Annotated in this window: 12 protein-coding genes; 4 read left to right on the forward strand and 8 right to left on the reverse strand. The window is 34.8% G+C overall.

The genetic code is table 11. The features are described 5' to 3' along the window. Nucleotide 1: 1 nt before the first annotated feature. The 5 genes from EKM00_RS13060 to EKM00_RS13080 form a co-directional block, all read right to left on the reverse strand. A complete protein-coding gene (locus EKM00_RS13060) occupies nucleotides 2–3,262 on the reverse strand; it encodes a VCBS repeat-containing protein (protein WP_126516478.1) in 3,261 nt (1,086 codons plus the stop codon). Then, entirely contained in the window at nucleotides 3,255–6,572 is a 3,318-nt protein-coding gene (locus tag EKM00_RS13065; protein WP_126516479.1) for a VCBS repeat-containing protein, read from the reverse strand. Before EKM00_RS13065 ends, EKM00_RS13060 begins: the two co-directional genes overlap by 8 nt. A 264-nt stretch (nucleotides 6,573–6,836) precedes the next feature. After that, entirely contained in the window at nucleotides 6,837–8,375 is a 1,539-nt protein-coding gene (locus EKM00_RS13070) for a RagB/SusD family nutrient uptake outer membrane protein (RefSeq protein ID WP_126516480.1), read from the reverse strand. An 11-nt stretch (nucleotides 8,376–8,386) separates the two neighbouring features. Further along, on the reverse strand, nucleotides 8,387–11,362 hold the full coding sequence (locus EKM00_RS13075) for a SusC/RagA family TonB-linked outer membrane protein (protein WP_233592298.1): 2,976 nt from the start codon (nucleotides 11,360–11,362) through the stop codon (nucleotides 8,387–8,389). 726 nt (nucleotides 11,363–12,088) lie between these two features. Beyond that, nucleotides 12,089–14,095: a glycosyl hydrolase family 95 catalytic domain-containing protein gene (locus EKM00_RS13080; protein ID WP_126516481.1), complete on the reverse strand. Its 2,007-nt coding sequence runs from the start codon at nucleotides 14,093–14,095 to the stop codon at nucleotides 12,089–12,091. 323 nt (nucleotides 14,096–14,418) lie between these two features. On the opposite strand from EKM00_RS13080, the gene EKM00_RS13085 reads away from it, so the two are divergent. The 4 genes from EKM00_RS13085 to EKM00_RS13100 all read left to right on the forward strand — a co-directional run bounded on the left by EKM00_RS13085 (nucleotide 14,419) and on the right by EKM00_RS13100 (nucleotide 19,853). Continuing rightward, nucleotides 14,419–16,008 (forward strand): glycoside hydrolase family 32 protein, encoded by a 1,590-nt coding sequence (locus tag EKM00_RS13085; RefSeq protein ID WP_126516482.1) that lies wholly within the window; start codon nucleotides 14,419–14,421, stop codon nucleotides 16,006–16,008. Nucleotides 16,009–16,057: 49 nt separating this feature from the next. After that, nucleotides 16,058–17,386, forward strand: a complete 1,329-nt coding sequence (locus EKM00_RS13090; RefSeq protein ID WP_126454209.1) for a sugar porter family MFS transporter — start codon at nucleotides 16,058–16,060, stop codon at nucleotides 17,384–17,386. 2 nt (nucleotides 17,387–17,388) lie between these two features. After that, the gene (locus tag EKM00_RS13095; protein ID WP_126516483.1) at nucleotides 17,389–18,276 is read left to right on the forward strand and encodes a carbohydrate kinase family protein; all 888 of its coding nucleotides are present in this window, start codon (nucleotides 17,389–17,391) and stop codon (nucleotides 18,274–18,276) included. Between the two features lie 548 nt (nucleotides 18,277–18,824). Beyond that, nucleotides 18,825–19,853: a LacI family DNA-binding transcriptional regulator gene (locus EKM00_RS13100; protein ID WP_126516484.1), complete on the forward strand. Its 1,029-nt coding sequence runs from the start codon at nucleotides 18,825–18,827 to the stop codon at nucleotides 19,851–19,853. A gap of 19 nt (nucleotides 19,854–19,872) precedes the next feature. Here EKM00_RS13100 and queG read toward each other — a convergent pair whose 3' ends face one another. The 3 genes from queG to EKM00_RS13115 all read right to left on the reverse strand — a co-directional run bounded on the left by queG (nucleotide 19,873) and on the right by EKM00_RS13115 (nucleotide 24,019). Beyond that, nucleotides 19,873–20,841 carry a tRNA epoxyqueuosine(34) reductase QueG gene (gene queG / locus EKM00_RS13105; RefSeq protein WP_126516485.1) on the reverse strand — a complete coding sequence of 323 codons (969 nt, stop codon included), beginning with the start codon at nucleotides 20,839–20,841 and terminating at the stop codon, nucleotides 19,873–19,875. Nucleotides 20,842–20,933: 92 nt separating this feature from the next. Further along, nucleotides 20,934–21,956: a Holliday junction branch migration DNA helicase RuvB gene (gene ruvB, locus EKM00_RS13110; protein ID WP_126454217.1), complete on the reverse strand. Its 1,023-nt coding sequence runs from the start codon at nucleotides 21,954–21,956 to the stop codon at nucleotides 20,934–20,936. A 266-nt stretch (nucleotides 21,957–22,222) separates the two neighbouring features. Next, nucleotides 22,223–24,019, reverse strand: a complete 1,797-nt coding sequence (locus EKM00_RS13115; protein WP_126516486.1) for a cytochrome c oxidase subunit I — start codon at nucleotides 24,017–24,019, stop codon at nucleotides 22,223–22,225. Nucleotides 24,020–24,025 lie beyond the last annotated feature (6 nt).

Below are 24,025 nucleotides of genomic sequence, written 5' to 3' on the forward strand. Positions count from 1 at the left end.
ATTAGTTTTTAGCTGAAGGCATTTCGTACAGCTCTGCCTTTTTATTATTGATGGTAATCAGCAAGTATTTTTTGCCTTTAAAATTGATAATCCCCAAATGCTTAACTGCTTTTTGAGTCAGATCAATACCAATTTGATGTCCTAGCAAGATGGTTTTTTCGTTCTTGATTAAAGCACCGGAAAACCCATCAAATCTACTGTGGTATGGAGCAACGCCAAAATAATTTCCCGCAGCAAAAACTTCTTCCCTAGCATCTGAATCAAAATTAGATTTCACAAAACTGGTGATAGGCGCTACTTGCATTTTATTCGAAAAGGGCATAAAAGTAAAGGTTCCCTTATCGTTTCTTAAATAACCGGATTTTAAATTATGAACTTCAAATAATTTTCCTGTCGCAAGCATTTTTGGATCAAAAACTTCCTCGAGAGTTTTTCCTGCAAATGATTTGTAACTATTGAACTTCTTTTTTAGCATGCCACTGAATTGCTCTACTAATTCGTCCAGACCTAAAGTGGTATAATATTTTGCGTTTTTTTCTATTGCCACAATAGTTTCAAAAGATCCGTTCGCATCAAAATCTCCGTAATACATTTTCATGGGAAATTCCTGCGAGGCTTTAAATTTAGAATTCATTCCCCAATTACCAACCAAATAATCTTCGTCACCGTCCTGATCAATATCAAAAGAAAGTATTGACTGCCATAGTCCATTGCTTTTTTCAGGAAAAACAGTTGTTGTCACATCCGTGAATTTACCGTTTTTATTCGCAAAAAAAGTAGGCTTCATCCATTCACCTACCACAATTAAATCTGTTTGACCGTCTTTATTGAAGTCTGTAAAAATGGCATCCGTAACCATTCCTATTTTTTCAAAAGTTTTGTTTTGAACAATAGTGAATACGCCTTTATTGTTGTTCAATAAATAACAATCGGGCATACTTCCAAATCTATTATTTATTGAATTATTCCCAACAAAAATATCTAAATCACCATCTTTATCGTAATCAAAAGCCTTGACAACGGATGCGTTTTGAGCCAGCTTAGGCAAGGTTGCTTTTAGAAATTGATTGTCTTTGCTTAGATATAGCCGGTCTTCCAGATTGGATGCATTTTCGCCCCCACCAGAAACCACTACTAAATCATTCCTTTTATCTGCATTGAAATCCCCGATCACTGCTGAAGCATCTTCATAAACAGAATCCTTTTCGATGGCAGCAAAACCTTTCTTGGTAAATCCATTTTGATTTTGAAAGTAGATTGTCGCTTTTTTATCTTTGGAACCACCAAAGAAGACATCCTCTTTTCCATCTCCATTTAAATCCCCTACTGCAGTAGCCGGACCGCGATCAGAACGTTGATATGGAATCAGTTTTTGAACTAAGAAATCAATATAATCATTTTCCTTATGTATAAAATCAATTCCCAATCCTGTTTCCACCTTTTTGAAAATGGGCAAAACAGCAGGGTGTAATTTTCTGTAATCAAACGCTTTTCTGTTTGTATTTGCTTTTACAGTGAGGGTTTGATTCGTTTTTAAATTCTTCAGAGTTTGATAGGTTTTATCAGGCCAAATTACCACTAAGGAATCTATTTTAGTCGTTTTTCCGTATCCAAAATGAATTATTGGCTCTGATGAGGACTGAAATCCTCTGGTAGTTTGCAGTTCTTTGAATTGTTTTTTTCCTTTGGCATAGGAAATCACTTTGGCTCCAATCCCAAAGGTGTTTTTTCCTATAAACCGCAATTTCAATTTCAGGTAGTTTGCTTTTCCGTCCGTTTTATTAATGTAGACGGTAGCGATACTATTCGTATTATTAGTAATCACGTCTAAATCACCATCATTATCAATATCGGCATAACCACTTCCGTTTGAAATAATAGAGTCGTTTTCTATCCAATCTGCTGATCTGTTTTTATAATGCAAATCAGATGATCCTTGAAAAATATAATTTGTTACATTTCCTTTTGGCATTCGCTTCAACGCCTCTTTATCCAATAACTTGGTAGTACTAATTTTATTCTTTATCTGATCATTTGAATAATATTTTACATAATCTAAATCGTTAGGCCTCTTAGTAATTCCGTTACTCACAAAAATATCCAGCTCTCCATCTTGGTCATAATCGCCAAATAAAGTGCTCCAACTCCAATCCGTAGCTGCAAGGCCACTTAACAATGCGGTTTCTGTAAAATGATTGCCTGCTTGGTTCAATTGCAGCATGTTCCTAGCATATTGATAATGATAGCCTAATTTTTCGGTTCTCATTTTCAGCATTTGAGGATTATCATCTCCTAAGGAAGATTTTAATACTTTTTCATCTTCAGGAAGCATATCAAGGCTCATAATATCCGGAAATCCGTCATGATTGACATCCGCAACGTCCAGTCCCATAGAGAACCTGCTGGTGTGCCCAAAATATTGTTTTAAACTTTCCGTAAAAGTTCCGTCTCCGTTATTGAGATAATAATAATCATCTTCATGAAAATCATTCCCCACATAAATATCCGGATACCCATCTAAATTAAAATCAGAAACGGCTAATCCTAAACCATAGCCATTGGCACCTCCAAAAATTCCTGCCTGCTCGCTAACATCTACAAATTTTCCATTGTCATTGCGGAATAATTTATCCCCGCATTCGTAACTTCTTTTATTTCTTGTAGCGGCATTTCCAAAAGACAATTCGGAGTGAACCGCATGATTCAACAAATACATGTCTAAATCCCCATCCAGATCATAATCAAAAAATGCTGCCGAAGAGCTGTAATTATCAAGATCTAATCCGTATTCAGCCGCACTTTCGGTAAATGTATTGTCTTTATTATTGATAAACAGTTCATTCTGTCCCTCGAAACCATTAATTCCTACTACGGCACATACGTAAATATCTAAATATCCGTCACCATTTACATCGGCCATCACCGTTCCGGCATTCCAATCACTTTGCCCCTCTACTCCAGCTTTAGCGGAAATATCTTCAAATTTATTGTTGCCTTTATTCAGGTACAATTTATTTTTACCTTGATTAGAAGTAAAATAGATATCGACCAAACCATCGTTATTGACGTCGCCAAGCGCTACACCACCGCCATTATAGTAATAGAGGTAATCTAAAATGGAAATGTTTTTGGACTCTAATAATTGATTATTGAATGTAACATTACTTTCCTCCGAAGACAATTTTTCAAACAACTGCCCTTCTTTTTTGGAACATCCCATAAATAGAAGTGATGCGAGTCCTATTCTAATAAAATTATTCATTGGGTCTAAATAGTTTAGGGGTATTATCATTTACGACGGCTAGTATTGAAATCGTATTGTTTTTATCCTTGATCACCTTAAGTTGTTTTACTTCACCTTTTATAAAAAAACCGGATTTGTTATAAGGAGTCCATGAGAAAGTACCTTTTTTATTTCCTAAAAGGACACTTCCAAAATTAGCGTCTAATCTGGAAAACTGAGGTTTAAATTCATATTGATTTCCTCCTAAGATCAGGTCTAGTATTCCGTCATTATTTACATCCATCACACAAATAGTGTTTACGCTGGAGAACTGTACTTCTTTTGGAAGCATTTGTATTTCAAATTTTCCATTGCCTTTATTAATGGCAATCACGCTTTCTTGAATAGCAACGATTTTCTGAATCGAATTAGTGACGATCTCCGGAGTGAAAAGTTCCTGAAACGTTTTCTTAGAATAATCGGCATAACTTAAATTTTTCTTCTTTATAGAAGGAATTTGCCTGGCTAATTCTTGTTTTAAATGGATTGGCAAATCCTTTCCATTAACGGATCGGGTGGCTATTTGCTCAATGGTTCCGTTGTTGTCAAAATCATTGGTAAATAATTTCAAAGGATTCCCTTTGGTAGGTTTATAAGGCATATTAGTGCCCCTATTGCCCAGAATTAAATCTTTTTTTCCATCTTTATTTAAGTCTACACAAGCCACGGCATTCCAAAAACCAGTGTAGCCACTGAGGTTCGTTTTGTATGTTGTCAAACGCCTTCCTGTATTTTTAAAAATCATTGGTGCGGTCCAATCACCAACCAGAATTAAATCTTTTTTAGCATCGTTATCAATATCTTCCCAAACGGCATCGGTTATCATTCCCACCGTATTTATTTTGAAAGCTTTTTTATCTGTTACATTCACAAAATTTCCTTTTCCGTCATTTTCTAACAAAAGATGTTTTGGATCTATACCATATACGCCAGGAACACTTCGGCTTCCAATAAACACATCAATATCACCATCATCATCAAAATCATAGGGTGCAATTACGGAAACATTATTGTTCGTTGTTGGGATATTGGTTTTGCTTTTCACAAAAAATCCGTTTCCATCATTCAAATACAAGCGGTTTTTATAATTGGCCTGATCTGATTTCTCATTTCCTCCTGAACCAACTAATAAATCAACGTGTCCGTCATTATTGGCATCAAAAAAACTAGCGGCAGTATCTTCAAAACCGGCATCTGACTCCAAGTCTTTTTGAGCCAAAAGAGTGAAATTACCATTTCCTTTGTTCACATATATTTTTCCGGTTTGTCCTTTGGCTCCGCCAATAAAAACATCTTCATTTCCGTCACCGTTAATATCAGCCACCGCAAATGCAGGTCCTTCTTGTGAAAGCATTTTAGAAATTAATCCTTCATGATCAAAATCGACATAATTATTTTCTTTGTGGGCTAAAAACGGTGCTTTCTTTTCAGAAAACAATGGCTTGAGCACCTTGTTTTTTGGAACATAATTCAATTTAGCTGTTGCAATATTTAAATTCATCGTGGTATTATTTACCACTTTTTTAATCATTTCAAACTTTCCATTTGGCCAAATTACCTGCAAAGAGTCAATTTTTTTGGTACCTATTCCAAAAGTCATCACATAATCTACCGAAGACTGAAATCCTCTGGAAGGAATTAATTCTTGTCTGAGAATTTCTTTGCCTGAGAACAATTCCACGACACTTCCTACCGCAAATGTATTTTGTCCTTCGCCTTTTAGTTTTACTTTTAGGAAATGATTATTTTTGCTTTTTTCGGAATTATTTCGATAAATAAAAGCCTCTATATTGACGTTATTGACAATTAAATCGAGGTCTCCATCGTTATCTAAATCGCCGTACGCTGCCCCATTAGAAAAACTTGGTGTATCTAATCCCCATTTCAAAGCTTCATTCGTAAAGGTCAGATTTTTGTTATTCTTAAAGGCATAATTAGGTATTGGAGTACTTGGCATTTTACTGATAATGGTTTGAATTTCTTCTTTTTTGCCCGTAACGACCATTTTCTGCATGAATTCGTTGGCAAAGAAATCTACAAAATCCTGATTGGTTAAATCGTTATAAATTCCGTTACAAACATAAATATCTTTGTATCCGTCATTATCCATGTCAAATAATAATGCGCCCCAACTCCAATCCGTTTTGGCTACGCCAGCATGATTTGCTATTTCAAGAAATTGATTATTCCCATTATTAATTTGCAGGGTGTTCTGCATATACTGCGTATAAAAATCGAGATTTACTTTTCGGGTAAATAAATCATAATTTTCAAAATTAGTAGTCGTTTTTAAGCGTTCGTCCGGTTCCGGCAACATATCGGTTACAAAAATATCGGCTTTCCCGTCATTGTTTACATCGGCCATGTCAGCACCCATAGAAGATTGACTGATATGAGACGTCCATCCCTGAATTTGTTCGGTAAAGGTTCCGTTTTTATTGTTTATGTATAAATAATCTCTTTCATAAAAATCATTAGAAATATAAATATCCGGATACAAATCTCCGTTTACATCTCCTACGGTAACGCCCAAACCAAAGCCAATCAGACTTCCATAAATGCCTGCTTCTTTGCTGACATCAACAAATTTTCCGTTGTCATTGCGCATTAATTTATCGCCTCCTCCTTTTAGGATTTCAGCCACATCCCAGTCTTTGTCTCTTAAATCTCTTTTGTTAGAATAATTAAGACTGCTTACCGGAATAAAACTGTTGTTCAGAATATATACGTCTAAGTCACCATCTTTATCATAATCAAAAAAAGCGGCATGAGTTGTTATGCCCGTATCCGCAAGATTGTATTCGGCTGCCTTTTCCGTGAATGTATTGTCACCATTATTAATAAAAAGTTCGTTTTGTTGCGAGTCACCCATACTGTTTCCGGCATTACAGACATAAATATCCAGAAACCCATCCGCATTGATATCGACCATCACGACACCAGTTGACCAGGTTTTAGTTCCTTCGATTCCGGCTTTTTTAGATATATCTTCAAATTTAAAATTCCCTTTGTTTAAGTAAAGTTTGTTGGTTCCAAGATTAGAAGTGAAATATACATCCGAAAGACCATCATTATTGATATCACCAATAGCCACACCACCACCATTATAAAAATTCCTGTACTTGAATATATTCATATCCGCACCATTTTTCACCTCATTAATAAAATTAATTCCGGTTTGGGAGGCATCTAATTTAGAGAACAAAGTATCGTTGTTTCCAGGGTTATTTTTAGAACAGTTAGAAAAAATAATTATTAAAGGAATAAATAAAAAAATACGATTAAACATATTTACAAACTATTTGATTATGTAATTAGAAATGCCTAATTTATATAATAAACATTATATAAAAAAATTAAAAATAGATAAAATAGAGGCTTAACAGTTAAAAAAACGTTCCTTATTTCTATAATTATTTGAAGACTACTTTTAACATTGATTAAGAACTCAAGATTAAATTAAAATACATTTTGCTGTATTATAAAAAAATAAAGAGGGTACTAAATACCCTCTTTATAACTAACTCAAAAATAATTGATTTTAAATAACTTTTTAGTAGCCTGGGTTTTGTTTTAAATTTACATTAAATAAAGCCGCAGATGGGATTGGATACAATGCATACCTCTTATCTGATACATACTTTTTAAGCTCTCTTTCCTGAAGAAATTTTCCAAAACGAATCATATCATTCCTTCTGTACTCTTCAAACCATAACTCACGACCTCTCTCAGCATAAATACCTTCTAGATCTAAAGTTACAGCAGCACTTTTAGTTCTTGCAAAATATGCGGTCATATTAGGAGCTGTTCCTGATCCACCACGTAAGATAGCTTCAGCTTTCATCAATAAAGCATCAGAATAACGCATTAAAACAAAATCATTTTCTGGCGAATCCAAACTAGCGACATCCGGAATGTACTTTTGAGCTCTAATACCTGCAGACTCTAATGTTGCTCCGCTAGTAATTAATGTCAATTCGCGTGTATATTTTAAAGGTTGACCAAGAGGATTAGCATCTGTTTTGATTCTATCCCGCACAATTTGAGTTCCTCCTGGCTTGTATATCTGACCTATTTGGAAACCAACAGGATTTCCGAAAGCAGCAATAATTGAAGCATCATCGTTTTTAGCACGTCTATCAGTCGATTTAAATTTGTCATAGTATTCAGCTACAGTAGCAAAACCGTTCCATCCATCAGGAGTTTGATTGTAATGCATACCCATTCTCCAGAAACATTGAATATTCCCTCCGTTTCCTGGACTGTTTCTTGACGCAAATAAAATCTCAGGAGATGTATTATTTGTTGGCTTAAAATTATCCCAATAGTCTGTTGCTAAACTACTGTTAATAGCATTCACATGCTGAACAACTTTTGTCATATCAGCGGCAGCAAATGTGTAAGGACCTGCAGCATCAGCTGCTGTAAAAACACCTTTATTCAAATACAATTTTGCTAATAAAAAATTAGCCGCGTCTTTGTTAGCAGTTCCAGGATCACCAACAATTCTGGCTGGTAAGTCTGCAAGAACAGCTTCTACTTCGCTAATTACAAAATTAGTTGCTTCAGATCTAGTCCATACTTTCGGGTCTGCTAAAGAAGAACTTCCCGCCTCTCTGTAAGGAACTTGACCAAATAAGTCAATTACATGATAATAATAGAAGGCTCTTAAAAAACGTGCTTGTGCTTTTTGAGATGCTGTCCCACTGCCGCTAAAAATTACTATGTTACAGTTATTAACTTGTGATAATAATTGGTTCCAAGCTCCTCTTACTTCATTATGGTCTGGTCCCCAGGTATGTACATGAATTTGTCTCCAAACACCGGCATCATCCCAGTCACCACCACGAGTCGGTCCTACTAAAGCATCAGTCGACATTTCATTTAAAGCAAACATTGTTCCTTGCCCTTGAAAATTCCTTAATCCTTCATAAGCAGTTGATAAAAATTGCACAGGATCAATGGTACCGCCACCCGCTTTTTCAGGTACTACATACCCATCTAATACCTCTTCTTCAAGATTCGTACAACTTACTCCAAGTGCAATTGTACTAACGAAGAAAATACTTTTAATTATATTGATTCTTTTCATTGTTTCTTTTATTAAAATGTTATGTTAAGACCCAATCCTAAACTTTTTTCTCTAGGATATGATAAATATTCCATACCTGCAGAAGGCACGCCATTCAATGACTTATCAGTATCAACCTCGGGATCTGTTCCAGAATATTTAGTGATAACAAATAAGTTAGATCCATTGACAAACAATCTGGCAGATTTAACTTTAAACCTTTCAATCATTTTCCCTGTAAACGTATAACCAAATGTCAAGTTTCCTAATCTTAAGAAATCTCCTTTTTCTAAGTATTTAGTAGATGGTGAATTTGGATCACCTTGTGCCTGAGGTGAAGTTGCAGCTTCTTCAGTTGTATTTCTTCCTCCTAAGAATGAACCTTTAAAGAAATAGGCATTCGTTGTATTGTTATAAATATAATGACCGAAGGCACCGTAAAAAGAAGCACTTGCATCAAAGTTTTTGTAAGTAAAACTTGTAGAAAAACCAACATTAACTTTTGGCAACGGCTGCTTGTCTAATATCTTTTTAGCAGCTGTCCCTAAACCTGTATCATTACCCACAGCATCCGCATATATAGACATCCCATTAGCATCATATCCTCTCCATTCATACAAATTGTAAGAATATAAAGGTCTGTCATTCGTTATAATTTGAGCATAAGCCCCTGATAATCCTTGACCATTTAAGCCTCCCGTTTGAATGAATCCAGCAAAATTTGTAAATTTATTTGAATTGAAAGAGGCATTACCCGATACATCCCAAGTAAAATCTCCTGAATCAATTACTCTGTAGTTTAAAGAAACTTCAAACCCTTTGTTAATTAAATTTCCTTTTGCATTCCGCAAGCGAGGAAAATAAGTCCCTGGCTGAGAACCATCTGATTGAGTCGGAAATATCAAATCATTAGTGTTTTTATTATAATAATCAACAGAACCTGTTAATCTGTTGTTGATTAACTCAAAATCAACACCTACTCCAGAAGAAGTAGTAGTTTCCCATTTCAAATCTGGATTGGCGTTATTGACCGTTAATGGAGTACCATTTAAGCCAAATTGAGCTGCAGCAATAGCTGAGTTAGGAGCAAATTCTTGATTCCCAGTTATACCATAACTTCCTCTAATTTTGACATCATTCACTAAACCTTCCCCGCTTTCAACCACCTTATAACCAACACCTAAAGAAGGAAATGTACCGTATTTATTATTTTCTCCAAATTTACTAGAACCATCAATACGGACAGTACCAGTTAATAACAACTTCTTGAACAAAGTAGCATTAACCCTTGTAAAATATGATTCCAAGTCCACCTTATTTCTACCCGATGATGGACGATACTCTCTACTAAGAGCACCTTCTATGTTATCAATCAAGTTTAATTGGTCGCTATTAAATCCTTTTGCACTGACGCCAAAACCGTCATAATTATATTCATAGAAGGAATATCCTGCTAAAGCGTCAAAAACAAAATTTTCGTTAAATTCTTTGTTATAATTCAGAGTATGCTCAAAAGTTCTGTTAAATTTATTTTGTGTTGAAATAAAAGCAGTACCTCTCTTTACAGTGTTATCAATAGGATCTACTGCTTGAAATTGAGGTCCTTGTATATCAATTGTTGGCAACAATTGACTTTTTCTAGTAGAAGTTGAATTTTCAATACCGAATAAAAATTTATAACTAAAGTTGCTATTAATTTTATAAGTAGCTGCAACACTTCCAAATAATTTACTTGTATTGGTATAATCTGTGTAAGAATTCAATAATTGTACTGGATTCAAAAAAGTATTACTTATTACATTATAAGAACCATCTGTGTTGTAGATTGGAGATGTTGGATTCCAATACAAAGCGGAACCAATTATATTACCTATAAATCCAGCGTCATTGGAAATAAGCGTTGTTTGATCTTTAATACCTGCGTAAACCAATCTAGTTTCCACTTTCAAAGCACCACCAAAAAAGTCATTTGAATTATAAAGTGACGCAGTGTATTTTCCTATTCCAGTATTTCTGACAATACCATCAGTATCTGTCGCACTAAGTGACAATCTAGTATTAGAATTAGCTGTTGATTTACTGAAGGATAAATCATGATTTTTAGTAATCCCTGATCTAAGAACTGCCTTTTTCCAATCGTATGATCTCGATTTTTGGTCATCACCACCTGCCGCAACAAACTGATCTGCTGTCATTACCCCAAAATCTCCTGCAATTTTACTAAACTGAACAGATGTTGAATAAGCTAATTCTGGCTCTGCAGATTTCCCTTTTTTAGTCGTTATAACAATAACTCCATTTGCTCCACGAGAACCATAGATAGCTGTAGAAGACGCATCTTTCAACACAGTCATACTTTCAATATCATTCTGATTCACAAAGTTCAACGGATTTCTTGGAGTTGAACCACCCAATAAGCCATCACCTCCGGCAGAAACATTTCCTCCATCTAACGGAACACCGTCAATAACTATCAACGGTCCATTTCCTGAACGAACAGAAGTATTACCACGAACTCTAATAGAAATCGCGCCACCTGGTTCTCCACTAGATTGAGTAACTTGAACACCTGCTACTTTACCTCTTAATAATTGCGCTGGGGAAGGAGAGGCTACGTTATCAAATTTTTTAGAGCTAATTTGATCTACTGCTCCAGTTGCATCTTTCTTTTTAACCGTTCCGTAACCAATGACGATTACTTCGTTCAGTTCTGCAGAATCTTCTTTTAAGACTACACTAATAGTGCTCTTACCTGCAACATTTAACTCTTGCGATTTAAGACCAATGTAGCTGAATACTAAAACTGCATTTGAGCCTACATTTTTGATCGTAAATTTTCCATCGAAATCAGTTTGTGCTCCATTTGTTGTTCCTTTAACTAAGACAGAAGCCCCTGGAAGCGGACCGCTGCCATCAGATACTGTACCAGACACATCTTGCGAATAAGTCAAGCTTGTACACAGCATCGTTAGAAACACCATCAAGCCTTTAATTAGACTATTTTTCATACGTAATAAATAAGTTGGTTAATAATTTTTTTTATTGGTTTGTTTAAATATTAACACCAAACATAATTATAAATTTATGATAATATTAAGATATTACTAAACTAAAACGTTTTCGTTACGCCGAAAACGTTTTCGATTTTAAAATTAATCCTTTAAAAATTTAATACTAAAATTATACTAAATATAAAAAAAAGAGACTAAAAAACATATTATTATAATTTAGTGGCTTTTTCACTTCAAATCAATTGTATATTACTCAATAGAAAAGCTTTTTACAAACTAAGATTACGAATTACTCATCATAATGAAGTTTTTTATACCAAATCGATAATCCAAAATAAGCCGCGTCAAATGTCTAAAAATAGTACGCCATAAATACCCTATTTAATTTTCACTCACTGTTTCAACGGCTAAAAATATCATATTTACAAGACGTATTATAACTAAATTGTATTCTCCTTTAAAATATAAATTTGGAAGAAATTACGTAATTACATCATTTATCACTTCATCCTATTTATTCTATCTAAACAATCAGTCCTACAATAGTAAAAGCAATCATACCTCTTTTTCTATAGAAAATTTAAATTGAATAAAACCCAATGGCTTCTAAAAACAAAAACCACGAATACTATAACAATCTTCAAAATAGATTGCTTGTATATTCGTGGCAAAAATTATTTAAAGTAACCCGTTTGGTGTAATTACACCCAACGGGTTACTGTATTATTTGATAACAATTGTCTTATTATCCACTCCCACTCCAATAATCTTAAGTGATTTCCATTGTTTTGGCAGCAGTCCCTTGTTGTATTTCAATCCCATATCCGTTTGTTCCACTCCGCCAAAACCATAAATAACGGCTTGAAGCATTGCTCCGGCTCCAGTAGCAAAATAAGGGTTATTACTATTGGCTGATTCCGAAAATACGCCAAAAGGAGGCCGACTGTTAGGTAAATACGATTTCACAAAATAACTATAGGCTTTATCTCTATCGCCCAATCGAGCATATAGAACCGATAAAACTCCGGAAGCCATAGCTGGACCATCTTTTTTATCAATTTTTTCGGCGTAATATTCCAAATCTCTTTTTATTTGTTCTTTGTCAGTGATTGTATGCAAAGGATATGCTAATAAGTTGACATCTGCCTGTTTTATCATTTGCCCTTGATATCCTTTATAATTTTGAGTAATCCCATCCTTTTTATGAATCACTAATTTCTCTGATACTGCTATCCATTCTGGATTGATTGGCTCGTTTAAAAGTGTCGCTGCTTTAATCGTATTTTTCAAAGACTCGATCGCTGATGCATTGGTAAAAGCATTGTCATCTACATGTTGCGCATACTCATCGGCACCAACTACATTCAAAATAGAAAAACTTCCGTCTTGATTTTTAACTACTCTGCTAACCCAGAAATCGGCTGTTTCTTTAAGAACCGCCCATTCTTTTTTCAACCAAGAAGTGTCTTGTGTATAGGCGTAATAATTCCAAAAAGCTATCGAAACATCTGCTGTGATGTGCTGTTCAAAAATACCTGTCAAGGCCCAAGTTGGTGTTGCTTCTTCTCCTGTATCATCAGATTCCCAAGGATACATTGCTCCTTTGTACCCATAAATAAAGGCTTTTTGTTTTGCTTTTTGCAAACGATCTGAGCGATAATCCAAACATGATTTTGCCATATCAGGTTGCAGTGCCAAAAGCGTTGGATACATCCAAAGTTCCGTATCCCAAAAAATATGTCCGTTATAGCCTTGAGACGACAACCCCATAGGCGCAATACTTTGTCTGGTTCCCGGACGTATATAAGAATACAAGTTATACAACGCAAAACGCACCCGTTGTTGCGCATCCAGATCGCCTTCAATTTGTATGTCACCGGTTTTCCATAATTCGGCCCAAGCTTGTTTGTGACGGTTCAATAATTTATCGATTCCTTCCTGCAGCGCATAAATAGGTTGTCTTTCGGATTCGTTCAAAGGATCCGTAACATCCTTGGAAGTGCAAATTCCTCCTGCAACCGCAAAACGGTATTTTTGGCCTTTGATCAATTTTTTAGTAAACCCAACTTCATTTCCGGTTTGTTTTAAGGTTTCGCTTTCACCATCAAAAAGAAAAGTTGTTGAAGCCGCAACTGTATATTTCCCCGTTAGCGTTTTAGCTGTAGTGCCAAAAACCGGCATTAAATACTGATTGTCCTTTAAGACCCTAAACTGACTTTTTGCCTCTTTCAGTTCATCAGGAACAACCATGTAATTGTTAGCGGTAATTTCTATATCCTTAATAGGAGTAATTTCGACAATTGCCATCGCTGAAAAAGGAACAGCTCTATTCGCCAAAATCGTGTAATTAATTGTGGCCAAATCTTTAAACGAAAAGGAAGTGGTACTCGTTCCTTCTTTCATTGAAACCACTTGACTCCAATTATCGATATTGTCTGATTTGATCTCTTGATTATTGATATTCAAATGCAGATTCAAAAACTCTATTCCGCGTACTATTCTGCTGATCCCATTTTCAGGACTTCCGTCATACACGCCATTCAGGATAATTTCTTTTGTTTTGAGAGGTGTGTCGTCAGTCACGATTCCTATTTGACCATTGGCCATGGCAACTCCAAAATAATTCTCTCTGGAATTAGCATATAAGTGCCATTCGTCTGATTGGGCTTGACCACAAACCCCAGCACTAACTAAAAGCATGAAAACCAATATTTTAACTGTTGAATTCATCATATAATATTTTAATAATATTTTCAAACATATATAAATTATTCGTTAAAAATGTACATCGATCCAGATAGTAGGTGAAATACAAATCGAAAACGTTTTCGACTCATCAAAAACGTTTTTGGTCGATTCCAAATCAACAATTACAAATTATAATTCTATTTTTATGAAGATAAGTAATAACCATGGTATAATGTCGTATTTTAAAATCAGGATAAAATTATGTAACAATATGATTTAAAGCTGTTTTACTTAAAGTTAATTCTTTTGACTTTACGACTTTTAAACTTTCGACTTACTTACTATACTAATTAATCTTTTTTTTAATGAAGTCCACAAATAAAATCCCCTCTATTTTAATACTATTTGCAGTCTCTTTAATTCTATTTTCCTGCATAAAAGAAACTAAAAATGATGTTATCACCATTGTTGCTTCTGGAAAATTAGCAGTAGATTCCTCTAAAAAATACAAAGAACCTTTTAGACCGCAATTTCATTTTTCTCCGGAAAAAAAATGGATGAATGATCCTAACGGAATGGTTTTCTATAAAGGGATTTATCATTTATTTTACCAATATTACCCAGATGGTATCGTTTGGGGACCAATGCATTGGGGACACGCCACAAGTAAAGATTTAATCCATTGGACACAACAAAAAATCGCTTTGTTTCCTGACAAATTAGGAATGATATTTTCAGGAAGTGCCGTTGTAGATTTAAAAAATACTTCTGGTTTGGGAACAAAAGAAAATCCACCAATGATTGCCATTTTTACCTATCACGACATGGCAGGCGAAAAAGCGGGCAAAAGAAATTATCAAACGCAAGGATTGGCATATAGCTTAGACGAAGGCGAAACTTGGCTCAAATACAATGGAAATCCAATCATAGGAAATGTTGATCAGAAAGATTTTAGAGATCCTAAAATGTTCTGGAATACCGAAACTAATCTTTGGAATATGGTATTAGTAGCCGGAGATCATGCACAATTTTATACTTCCAAGAATTTAATTGATTGGAAATTCGAAAGTGAATTTGGTAAAAATATAGGAGCTCATGGCGGTGTTTGGGAATGTCCTGATCTTTTCAAATTAAAAATTGCCGGTTCCAATGAAGAAAAATGGGTTCTACTCATCAGCATCAATCCCGGTGCACCACTTGGTGGTTCAGGAACACAATATTTCATTGGTGATTTTGATGGAAAAAGTTTTAAAACAACTCAAAAATCCATCAAATGGATTGACAACGGAGCTGATAACTATGCCGGAGTCACGTACAATAATGCGCCTGAAAACAAACGAATATTCATAGGCTGGATGAGCAATTGGTCATATGCCAGAAACACGCCTACCAAAAACTGGAGAAGCGCCATGACATTACCAAAAGAACTTTCGCTTGCAAAAATCAAGGGCAATTATGTCCTAAAAAACGTTCCTGTGGAACAATTCAAAAAACAAGAGACCATAGCCTTTTCTAAAGATGAAATTATCCTAAAAGCGAATCAAAAAACTACATTTAATTACCAATATTTGAATCAGTCAGCAGTACAATTTAATGCTAAAAATAAAAATTTAAAATTGGTTTTTTCCAATGATGTAAAGGATTCTTTGGTCATGAATTACGATGCGAAACGAAAGACTTTTTCTGTTGACAGAAGACATTCCGGCATAGTCAATTTTGAAAAAAGTTTTGGAGAAGAAATACACAACACCAAAATTCCAAATATAATTTCTGAGGCTATTGATTATCAAATCATAGTAGATTGGTCCTCAATAGAAATTTTCCTCAACGGTGGCGTTTACAGTTTCACAGAACAAATTTTCCCTAACAAACCATATACCAAACTAACCATTCAATCCGATGAAAATCAAGAAATTAAAAATTTTAGTATTGCTGAAATAAAAGGAATCTGGTAATAAAATTCATTTATAATAACCAAAACCACTAACTAAAAAAAACAGAATAATGAATAACAAAAAAATACTCTATTGGTCCATTATCGTTGCCTTTGCTGGATTTCTATTTGGATTTGACACCGTCGTAATTTCAGGAGCAGATAAACAATTGCAACAACTATGGGGTTCTTCTGATTTGTTTCATGGATTAGTAGTCATGTCATCCGCATTATGGGGAACGGTTATTGGCGCTATTTTTGGTGCGTTTCCAACGAATATTTTAGGTCGGAAAAAGACTCTAATAATTATAGGATTACTGTTTTTGGTTTCTTCCATTGGAACTGCATTCGCAAATGATCCCATTTTCTTTTCCGTTTTTAGATTTCTTGGCGGAATTGGTATTGGCGCTTCAACCATTGCTGCTCCAACCTATGTTTCTGAAATTGCTCCTGCAAAAGACCGTGGAAAACTGGTTGCTTTGTACCAATTCAATATTGTTTTTGGAATTTTAATCGCCTTTACATCCAACTACTATTTGCAAGATATAGGAGAAAATGCCTGGCGATGGATGTTAGGAATACAAGCGTTTCCATCTTTCATTTACACACTTCTGGTATTTGGAATCCCGGAAAGTCCGCGTTGGATTTTAGAATACAAAAAAGACAGACAAAAAGCAGTCGCTATTTTGAAACAAATCAATAGTGACGCAGCAGTAGAAGCGGAAATTGCTGCTATAGAAAAAGAAACTGTTCAGGAGGGGAAAAACGAATCTATTTTCATGGCTAAATATAGAAAACCATTGCTCTTAGCGTTTTTTATTGCCTTTTTCAATCAGCTCTCCGGAATTAATGCTTTTTTATATTATGCCCCTCGAATTTTTGAATTGGCAGGATTAGAAAAATCTGCCTCTTTTTTGAGTAGTATCGGAATTGGGATAATCAATTTAATATTTACCATGATTGGAATCTCGCTAATAGATAAATATGGCCGAAAAACGCTCATGTATTTGGGTTCGGTAGGATACATTATTTCTCTAGGATTAGTGACAACCGCCTTTTATTTTGAATGGAAAGGAATGGCTGTTCCGTTATTTTTCTTTTTGTTTATAGCCTCACACGCCATAGGTCAAGGAGCTGTCATTTGGGTATTTATCTCTGAATTGTTCCCTAATAAACTTCGAGCTGCCGGAACCTCTTTTGGCACTTCTGTACATTGGATTTTAGCAGCATTAATCCCATCATTCATTCCGTTTTTGTTTAAAGAGATTGGAACAACAACCGTTTTTGCCGTCTTCTGCATAATGATGGTTTTCCAATTGCTTTGGGTATTTACAAAAATGCCGGAAACCAAAGGGAGAACATTAGAAGAACTATCTGAAAGTTTGTCAAAAAAAGAATAATTATGACCAAAAAAATAATCTGTTTCGGGGAAGTTTTATTTGACGTTTTCCCAACGCACCAAAAAATCGGAGGAGCGCCATTGAACGTGGCGCTTCGTTTAGCATCACTTGGTATTGATGCTCAAATAATAAGCCGAGTAGGAAATGATGAAATTGGAAAAGAACTCCTTGCCTTTGTTAAAAAAAATGGAGTTGTTACCGATACGATTCAAGTTGATAAAAACGCGGCTACCGGACAAGTTATTGTTCAATTAAATGAGAAAGGAGCTGCTTCATACACAATCAATTATCCGGTTGCTTGGGACAAAATTATATGTATTGCAGAAGACGAAATAATGGTCAAGAAAGCAGATGCACTAGTTTTTGGGAGTCTTGCATGTAGAGATTCTGTTTCACACGATTCCCTATTAGAAATAATTAACTATGCAAAATATGCTGTTTTCGATGTTAATTTACGTGCTCCTTTTTACACTAAGGAACTACTGATTAATTTGATGATGCAGTCAGATTTTATAAAATTTAATGATGAGGAATTGTATGAAATAAGTGCTTTTATGAATTCACCATACCATTCATTAGAGCAAAATATTCTTTTTATTGCCACACAAACGAATACAAAACACATTTGCGTTACAAAAGGAAATCATGGTGCGGTGCTGTATTACAATGAAAAAATGTACTACAATAGTGGCTATAAAATAAATGTTGTAGATACCGTGGGTTCCGGAGATTCTTTTTTAGCTGGATTGCTTTCTAAACTATTAAAGGATGCCAATCCTCAAGAAGCAATTGATTTCGCTTGCGCAATAGGAGCCATTGTAGCCAAAAATGAAGGAGCCAATCCCAAAATTTCAAATAAAGAAATTAGTGCCTTTATGAATCCATGCTAGTTTAGCGAAACTGATCTTTAACAATTACAACGACCCAAAAAAAACCTATGTATTAGTAAATCAATCATGAAAAGATTGATTTACCGAAACTTTTTGGGATAACAACAAAGTTATTGAACTTTTTTAGGGTTTTAAACAAAAGTATTGAACTTTGAAAAATCCCATTATCAACGAAATAGCCACTCAATTACGGATTTCTAAAACCCACGTTTCAGAGTCATTGAAGGAATGCCGAAATCTATTAAAGAAAACAATTCCCTTCTGGTTTTAAGTACATTAAGATCGGAACACGTATAAATGAAAGAACGTCAACCTAGGATGTTCCCGCCTTTACTAAAAATGGCAGATCCAATTAGTTTATGTAACGAATGTGTAATAATTTGTTTTATTATTAAAAAATTACAGAAATACGATAAAAATCAATACCTTGGTAAGGAATATTTGAACTTATAGTCTTTTTTATACCTATGTCAAAGACTGAAAAAGATCGCACAGCAAAGTTACTATAAAGACCTTTTCTTAAAATTAAATACGTAGAAATTCGATTCATGAAAGACATTACTCTTAAGGAAATTGCAACAAAACTGGGAATTTCAATAACGACTGTTTCAAAAGCGCTTAAAAATTACCCTGATGTTAGTGAAAAAACTAAAAAAGCAGTAATTGAACTTGCCCAGCAATTACACTACACTCCTAATAGTTTTGCAGTAAATTTAAGAACAAAAGAATCAAAAACCATTGGTCTAATTATTCCTGAAGTTGTACATCATTTCTTTTCGAATGTTGTCAATGCTATCATCAACGAAGCTGAAAAAAACGGCTATTTAGTAATCATTTTACAATCAAATGAGACACTGGCTTTAGAAAAAAAACAAGTAGAACTGCTAATAAACAAAAGAGTTGACGGAATCATAATGTCCTTATCAAATGAGTCCAATAATGACGATCATATAAAAGAAATCATCAATAGAAATATTCCTTTTGTTATGTTTGACAAAATAGCAAAGCTTTCTAAATGCTCGAAAGTAATAATTGATGACCAAAAAGCGGCCTTTAATGCAGTGCAACACTTAATTGATAACGGCTGCAGGAAAATAGCCCACATTCGAGGACCCCTTAATCCACAAAATTCAATAGATCGATATATTGGATATAAAAAAGCATTAGAGAAAAATAATATTCCTTTTGACACAAAATTAGTTTTTACATGTGAAAATGTGACTTTTGAAGAAGGAAGAGATTTTGCTAAACAGATTATTGAAGAGCATGCTGATATAGACGGCATTTTTGCTATAACGGATCTGGTAGCAGTGGGAGTATTAGCCTATTTTAATGAAAACAAAATCAATGTCCCGGAACAAGTAGCGGTAATTGGTTTTAGCAATTGGTTTATATCGCAAGTACTGACTCCAAAACTTAGTACTGTAGATCAGCCAAGCCATGAAATGGGAATTGAATCTTTTAACTTATTGTTAGAAGAAATGAATTGTCATAAAGAAGGAATTCCTTTTATTCCAAGAATTATTGAATTAGAAACAAGCATTATTGTTAGAGAATCTTCTATAAAATTCAAATAAATTAAGTTTCAAAATTTCGTTATTGTAAAAAATCAATATTCCTTTTTAATCCTTGAAAATTAGCTCTTTTAAGTGGTGAGTTTTTAAAAACAGCTTTAAATGTTTCTTCAGTAATTTCTATCCAATCTTTTTTGGACAAGGAGAGTAATTCTGGATTTGGGTCAAATAAAGGTTCACTGTGTGGTTTTGAAAACTTGTTCCAAGGACAGACATCCTGACATATATCGCATCCAAAAGCCCATTCATCAAATTTACCTTTCATCTCCTGCGGAATATTTTCTTTTAATTCAATCGTGAAATAGGAAATGCATTTGCTTCCATCAACCACATAAGGCGCAACTATAGCCTCTGTAGGGCATGCGTCAATGCAGGCAGTGCACGTACCACAATGATCAGTTGTAGGATTGTCATAGTCTAAATCTAAATCGATAATGAGTTCCGCGATAAAGTAAAAAGAACCTACTTTTTGTGTCAATAAATTACTGTTTTTGCCTATCCAACCCAAACCACTTTTGGCAGCCCAAGCTTTGTCAAGGACTGGAGCAGAATCTACAAAGGCCCGACCAGAAACATCTCCGATTGTAGATTGAATAGAAAATAAAAATTCTTTGAGTTTTTCCTTGATCACAAAATGATAATCCTGACCGTACGCATATTTTGAAATCTTATAAGAATCTGTATTTTGCAGGTCTTCTGGATAATAATTTAACAACAGTGAAACTACACTTTTAGCATCCTCAACGAGTAAAGTTGGATTTAAACGCTTGTCAAAATGGTTTTCCATATAGGACATTTGGCCATTTCTATTGTTCTCCAACCAGTTTTCTAACCGCGGTGCTTCTTGTTCCAAGAAACCAGCTCTAGCTATTCCACAGGATAAAAATCCGAGACGTTTCGCTTCAGATTTGATAAATTGTGTGTATGTCGCTTTTGTATTAATAGTTAAAAAATAGAAGTTAATAAACGGGATTCCAAGCCCTGATACCATCGGCGCTTCCCGATTAACAAAAACTACGGCTGAAAAAGCCTTGTTTTTCTATATCGGAAATACAGCGGAAAGCGGGAAACAGCTCCTAAAAATCAGAATAAACCGCCTTGATTGTTTGTTTTTAATTTCCCTAAATGTTGATATGCTTTATCGGTAACTTCTCTACCTCTTGGCGTACGCATAATAAAACCTTCCTGAATCAAAAATGGTTCATAGACTTCCTCGATTGTTTCACTGCTTTCAGATACGGCTGTCGCCAAAGTAGATAAACCTACAGGTCCGCCTTTGAATTTATCGATGATTGTATTTAGTATTTTATTATCCATCTCGTCCAGGCCATGAGCATCTACATTAAGTGCTTTTAAGGCGTAACGGGCAATTTCTATATCGATAGTGCCATTCCCTTTTATCTGGGCAAAATCACGCACACGCCGTAACAATGCGTTCGCGATGCGAGGAGTTCCACGACTACGACCAGCTATTTCTATAGCTGCCTCCATGGATATAGGCATTTTAAATATAGTAGCACTTCTTTCTACGATTGTGGTGAGTAACTCAGTGGTATAATATTGTAAGCGGGAAGAAATTCCAAAACGCGCTCTCATAGGAGCGGTTAATAAACCGGAACGCGTGGTGGCTCCAATTAAGGTAAATGGGTTTAGATTGATTTGGACGGTTCTTGCATTAGGTCCTGATTCAATCATGATATCAATCTTAAAATCCTCCATAGCAGAATACAAATATTCTTCTACTATTGGACTCAAACGATGAATTTCATCAATAAATAAAACGTCTCTTTCTTCTAGATTAGTCAGTAAACCGGCTAAATCTCCAGGTTTGTCTAAAACCGGACCGGAAGTAATTTTGATTCCCACTTGCAATTCATTGGCAAGAATATTGGCTAATGTTGTTTTTCCTAAGCCAGGTGGACCATGAAACAGCGTGTGATCAAGTGCTTCATTTCGTTGATTTGCAGCCTGAACAAAAACTTTCAGATTTTCTAATATTTGGTCTTGTCCTGCAAAATCATCAAAAGAAAGTGGTCTCAATTTTTTTTCAAGATCTAGCTCTTCTGAATTGTAACCATTTGCTGTTGGGTCTAAATTTTCATTCATATAACAAAGATAGCAAAGCAATATTGAATTATAAATTTAAATTTAAAATGCTATAAATAAAAAAGCAATACTATCAAGCAATCTATTTCAGTATGTTATTTTTTTATTCATTCAAACAAAAATCCAGACACCACAATGGTTGTAGAATGCACTGCATTAACAATTGAACCCTTCTATAAATACAGTGATTACACACTTACAAAAGGGATGAAAATTGAGTAATGTCCTAAAAAAAGCCTCTACTTTCGCGAGGCTTTTTTTATATTTTAGTGATGTAAAACTTCTTCACCTTCTTTCATTGGAACATTTTGAGGTACAAAATCTACATTATGAGCTGGATTACTGTAGTCATAAGGCCAACGATGAACCTCAGGAATTTCTCCTGGCCAGTTCCCATGAATATGTTCCACAGGTGCAGTCCACTCTAATGTATTTGATTTCCAAGGATTCATTACTGATTTTTTGCCGTAGAAGATACTACTGAAAAAATTGTACAAGAAAACCAATTGAAAGGCACCACCAATTAAAGCAAATATTGTGATCAAAACGTTAACATTTTGTAAATCATCAAATAACGGAAAGTTGGTGTTAGTATAGTAACGTCTTGGCAGACCCGCTAGTCCAATAAAGTGCATCGGAAAGAAAACTCCATAGGCACAAATTGCAGTTACCCAAAAGTGTACATATCCAAGATTCTTGTTTAACATTCTTCCAAATAATCTTGGAAACCAGTGATAAATACCTGCAAACATTCCATAAAGTGCAGAAATTCCCATTACCAAGTGAAAGTGAGCTACAACAAAATAAGTATCGTGTACATTAATATCAAGTGTACTATCCCCAAGAATAATCCCTGTTAAACCACCTGTAATAAATGTAGAAACCAATCCAATAGAAAACAGCATAGCCGGATTCAATTGTAAATTTCCTTTCCACAATGTTGTAATATAATTAAACGCTTTTACCGCTGAAGGTATCGCAATTAACAATGTTGTAAATGTAAATACAGATCCTAAAAACGGATTCATACCGGAGACAAACATATGATGCCCCCACACTATCGTCGATAAGAATGCAATTGCAATAATTGACATAATCATTGCTCTGTAACCAAAAATTGGTTTACGAGAATTTGTAGCAATCACTTCAGAAGTAATACCCAAAGCAGGTAATAAAACTATATAAACTTCAGGGTGACCTAAAAACCAGAATAAATGCTCAAACAATACTGGAGAACCTCCTTGATAATGCAACACTTCCCCTGCAATATAAATATCAGATAAGAAAAATGAAGTACCAAAGCTTCTATCAAAAATCAATAATAAAGCAGCTGATAAAAGAACAGGAAAAGATACTATACCAATAATAGCAGTCACAAAGAAAGCCCATATAGTAAGTGGTAATCGAGTCATAGACATTCCCTTAGTTCTTAAGTTAATTACCGTAACAACATAGTTCAAAGATCCCATTAAAGAAGATGCAATAAAAATAGCCATTGAAATTAACCATAATGTCATACCCATACCTGAACCAGGAATAGCTTGTGGTAAAGCACTTAAGGGAGGATATATCGTCCATCCTGAAGAAGCAGGACCAGCCTCAACAAAAAGGGAACCAATCATGATTACACTAGATAAGAAAAACAACCAATACGAAATCATATTCATAAAACCGGATGCCATATCTCGCGCTCCAATTTGAAGTGGAATCAATAAGTTACTAAAAGTACCACTAAGCGCAGCCGTTAAAACAAAGAAAACCATTATTGTTCCATGAATAGTAACCAATGCTAGATAAATATCATTAGCCATAACTCCATTAGGAGCAAATTTGTCCCCTAGTAAAATATTAAATATTCGGAAAGACTCTTCCGGCCATGCTAATTGCATTCTAAAAAGCATAGACATCCCAACACCAATAATCCCCATAATGATACCCGTAATTAGGTACTGTTTGGCAATCATCTTATGATCAATACTAAAAATATATTTAGTAATAAAAGTGTCTTTATGGTGATGTTCGTGTTCGTGATCTATTGCGTGATCGTGACCTTCTGCTGACATATATGT

Source organism: Flavobacterium sp. RSP15 (genome assembly GCF_003968755.1).
GTDB lineage: Bacteria > Bacteroidota > Bacteroidia > Flavobacteriales > Flavobacteriaceae > Flavobacterium.

What these genes read in the sequence shown, in the direction of transcription:
- EKM00_RS13060 (WP_126516478.1), bottom strand. Translation starts at nt 3,262, where the DNA reads ATGAATAATTTTATTAGAATAGGACTCGCATCACTTCTATTTATGGGA.
- EKM00_RS13065 (WP_126516479.1), bottom strand. Translation starts at nt 6,572, where the DNA reads ATGTTTAATCGTATTTTTTTATTTATTCCTTTAATAATTATTTTTTCT.
- EKM00_RS13070 (WP_126516480.1), bottom strand. Translation starts at nt 8,375, where the DNA reads ATGAAAAGAATCAATATAATTAAAAGTATTTTCTTCGTTAGTACAATT.
- EKM00_RS13075 (WP_233592298.1), bottom strand. Translation starts at nt 11,362, where the DNA reads ATGAAAAATAGTCTAATTAAAGGCTTGATGGTGTTTCTAACGATGCTG.
- EKM00_RS13080 (WP_126516481.1), bottom strand. Translation starts at nt 14,095, where the DNA reads ATGAATTCAACAGTTAAAATATTGGTTTTCATGCTTTTAGTTAGTGCT.
- EKM00_RS13085 (WP_126516482.1), top strand. Translation starts at nt 14,419, where the DNA reads ATGAAGTCCACAAATAAAATCCCCTCTATTTTAATACTATTTGCAGTC.
- EKM00_RS13090 (WP_126454209.1), top strand. Translation starts at nt 16,058, where the DNA reads ATGAATAACAAAAAAATACTCTATTGGTCCATTATCGTTGCCTTTGCT.
- EKM00_RS13095 (WP_126516483.1), top strand. Translation starts at nt 17,389, where the DNA reads ATGACCAAAAAAATAATCTGTTTCGGGGAAGTTTTATTTGACGTTTTC.
- EKM00_RS13100 (WP_126516484.1), top strand. Translation starts at nt 18,825, where the DNA reads ATGAAAGACATTACTCTTAAGGAAATTGCAACAAAACTGGGAATTTCA.
- queG (WP_126516485.1), bottom strand. Translation starts at nt 20,841, where the DNA reads ATGGTATCAGGGCTTGGAATCCCGTTTATTAACTTCTATTTTTTAACT.
- ruvB (WP_126454217.1), bottom strand. Translation starts at nt 21,956, where the DNA reads ATGAATGAAAATTTAGACCCAACAGCAAATGGTTACAATTCAGAAGAG.
- EKM00_RS13115 (WP_126516486.1), bottom strand. Translation starts at nt 24,019, where the DNA reads ATGTCAGCAGAAGGTCACGATCACGCAATAGATCACGAACACGAACAT.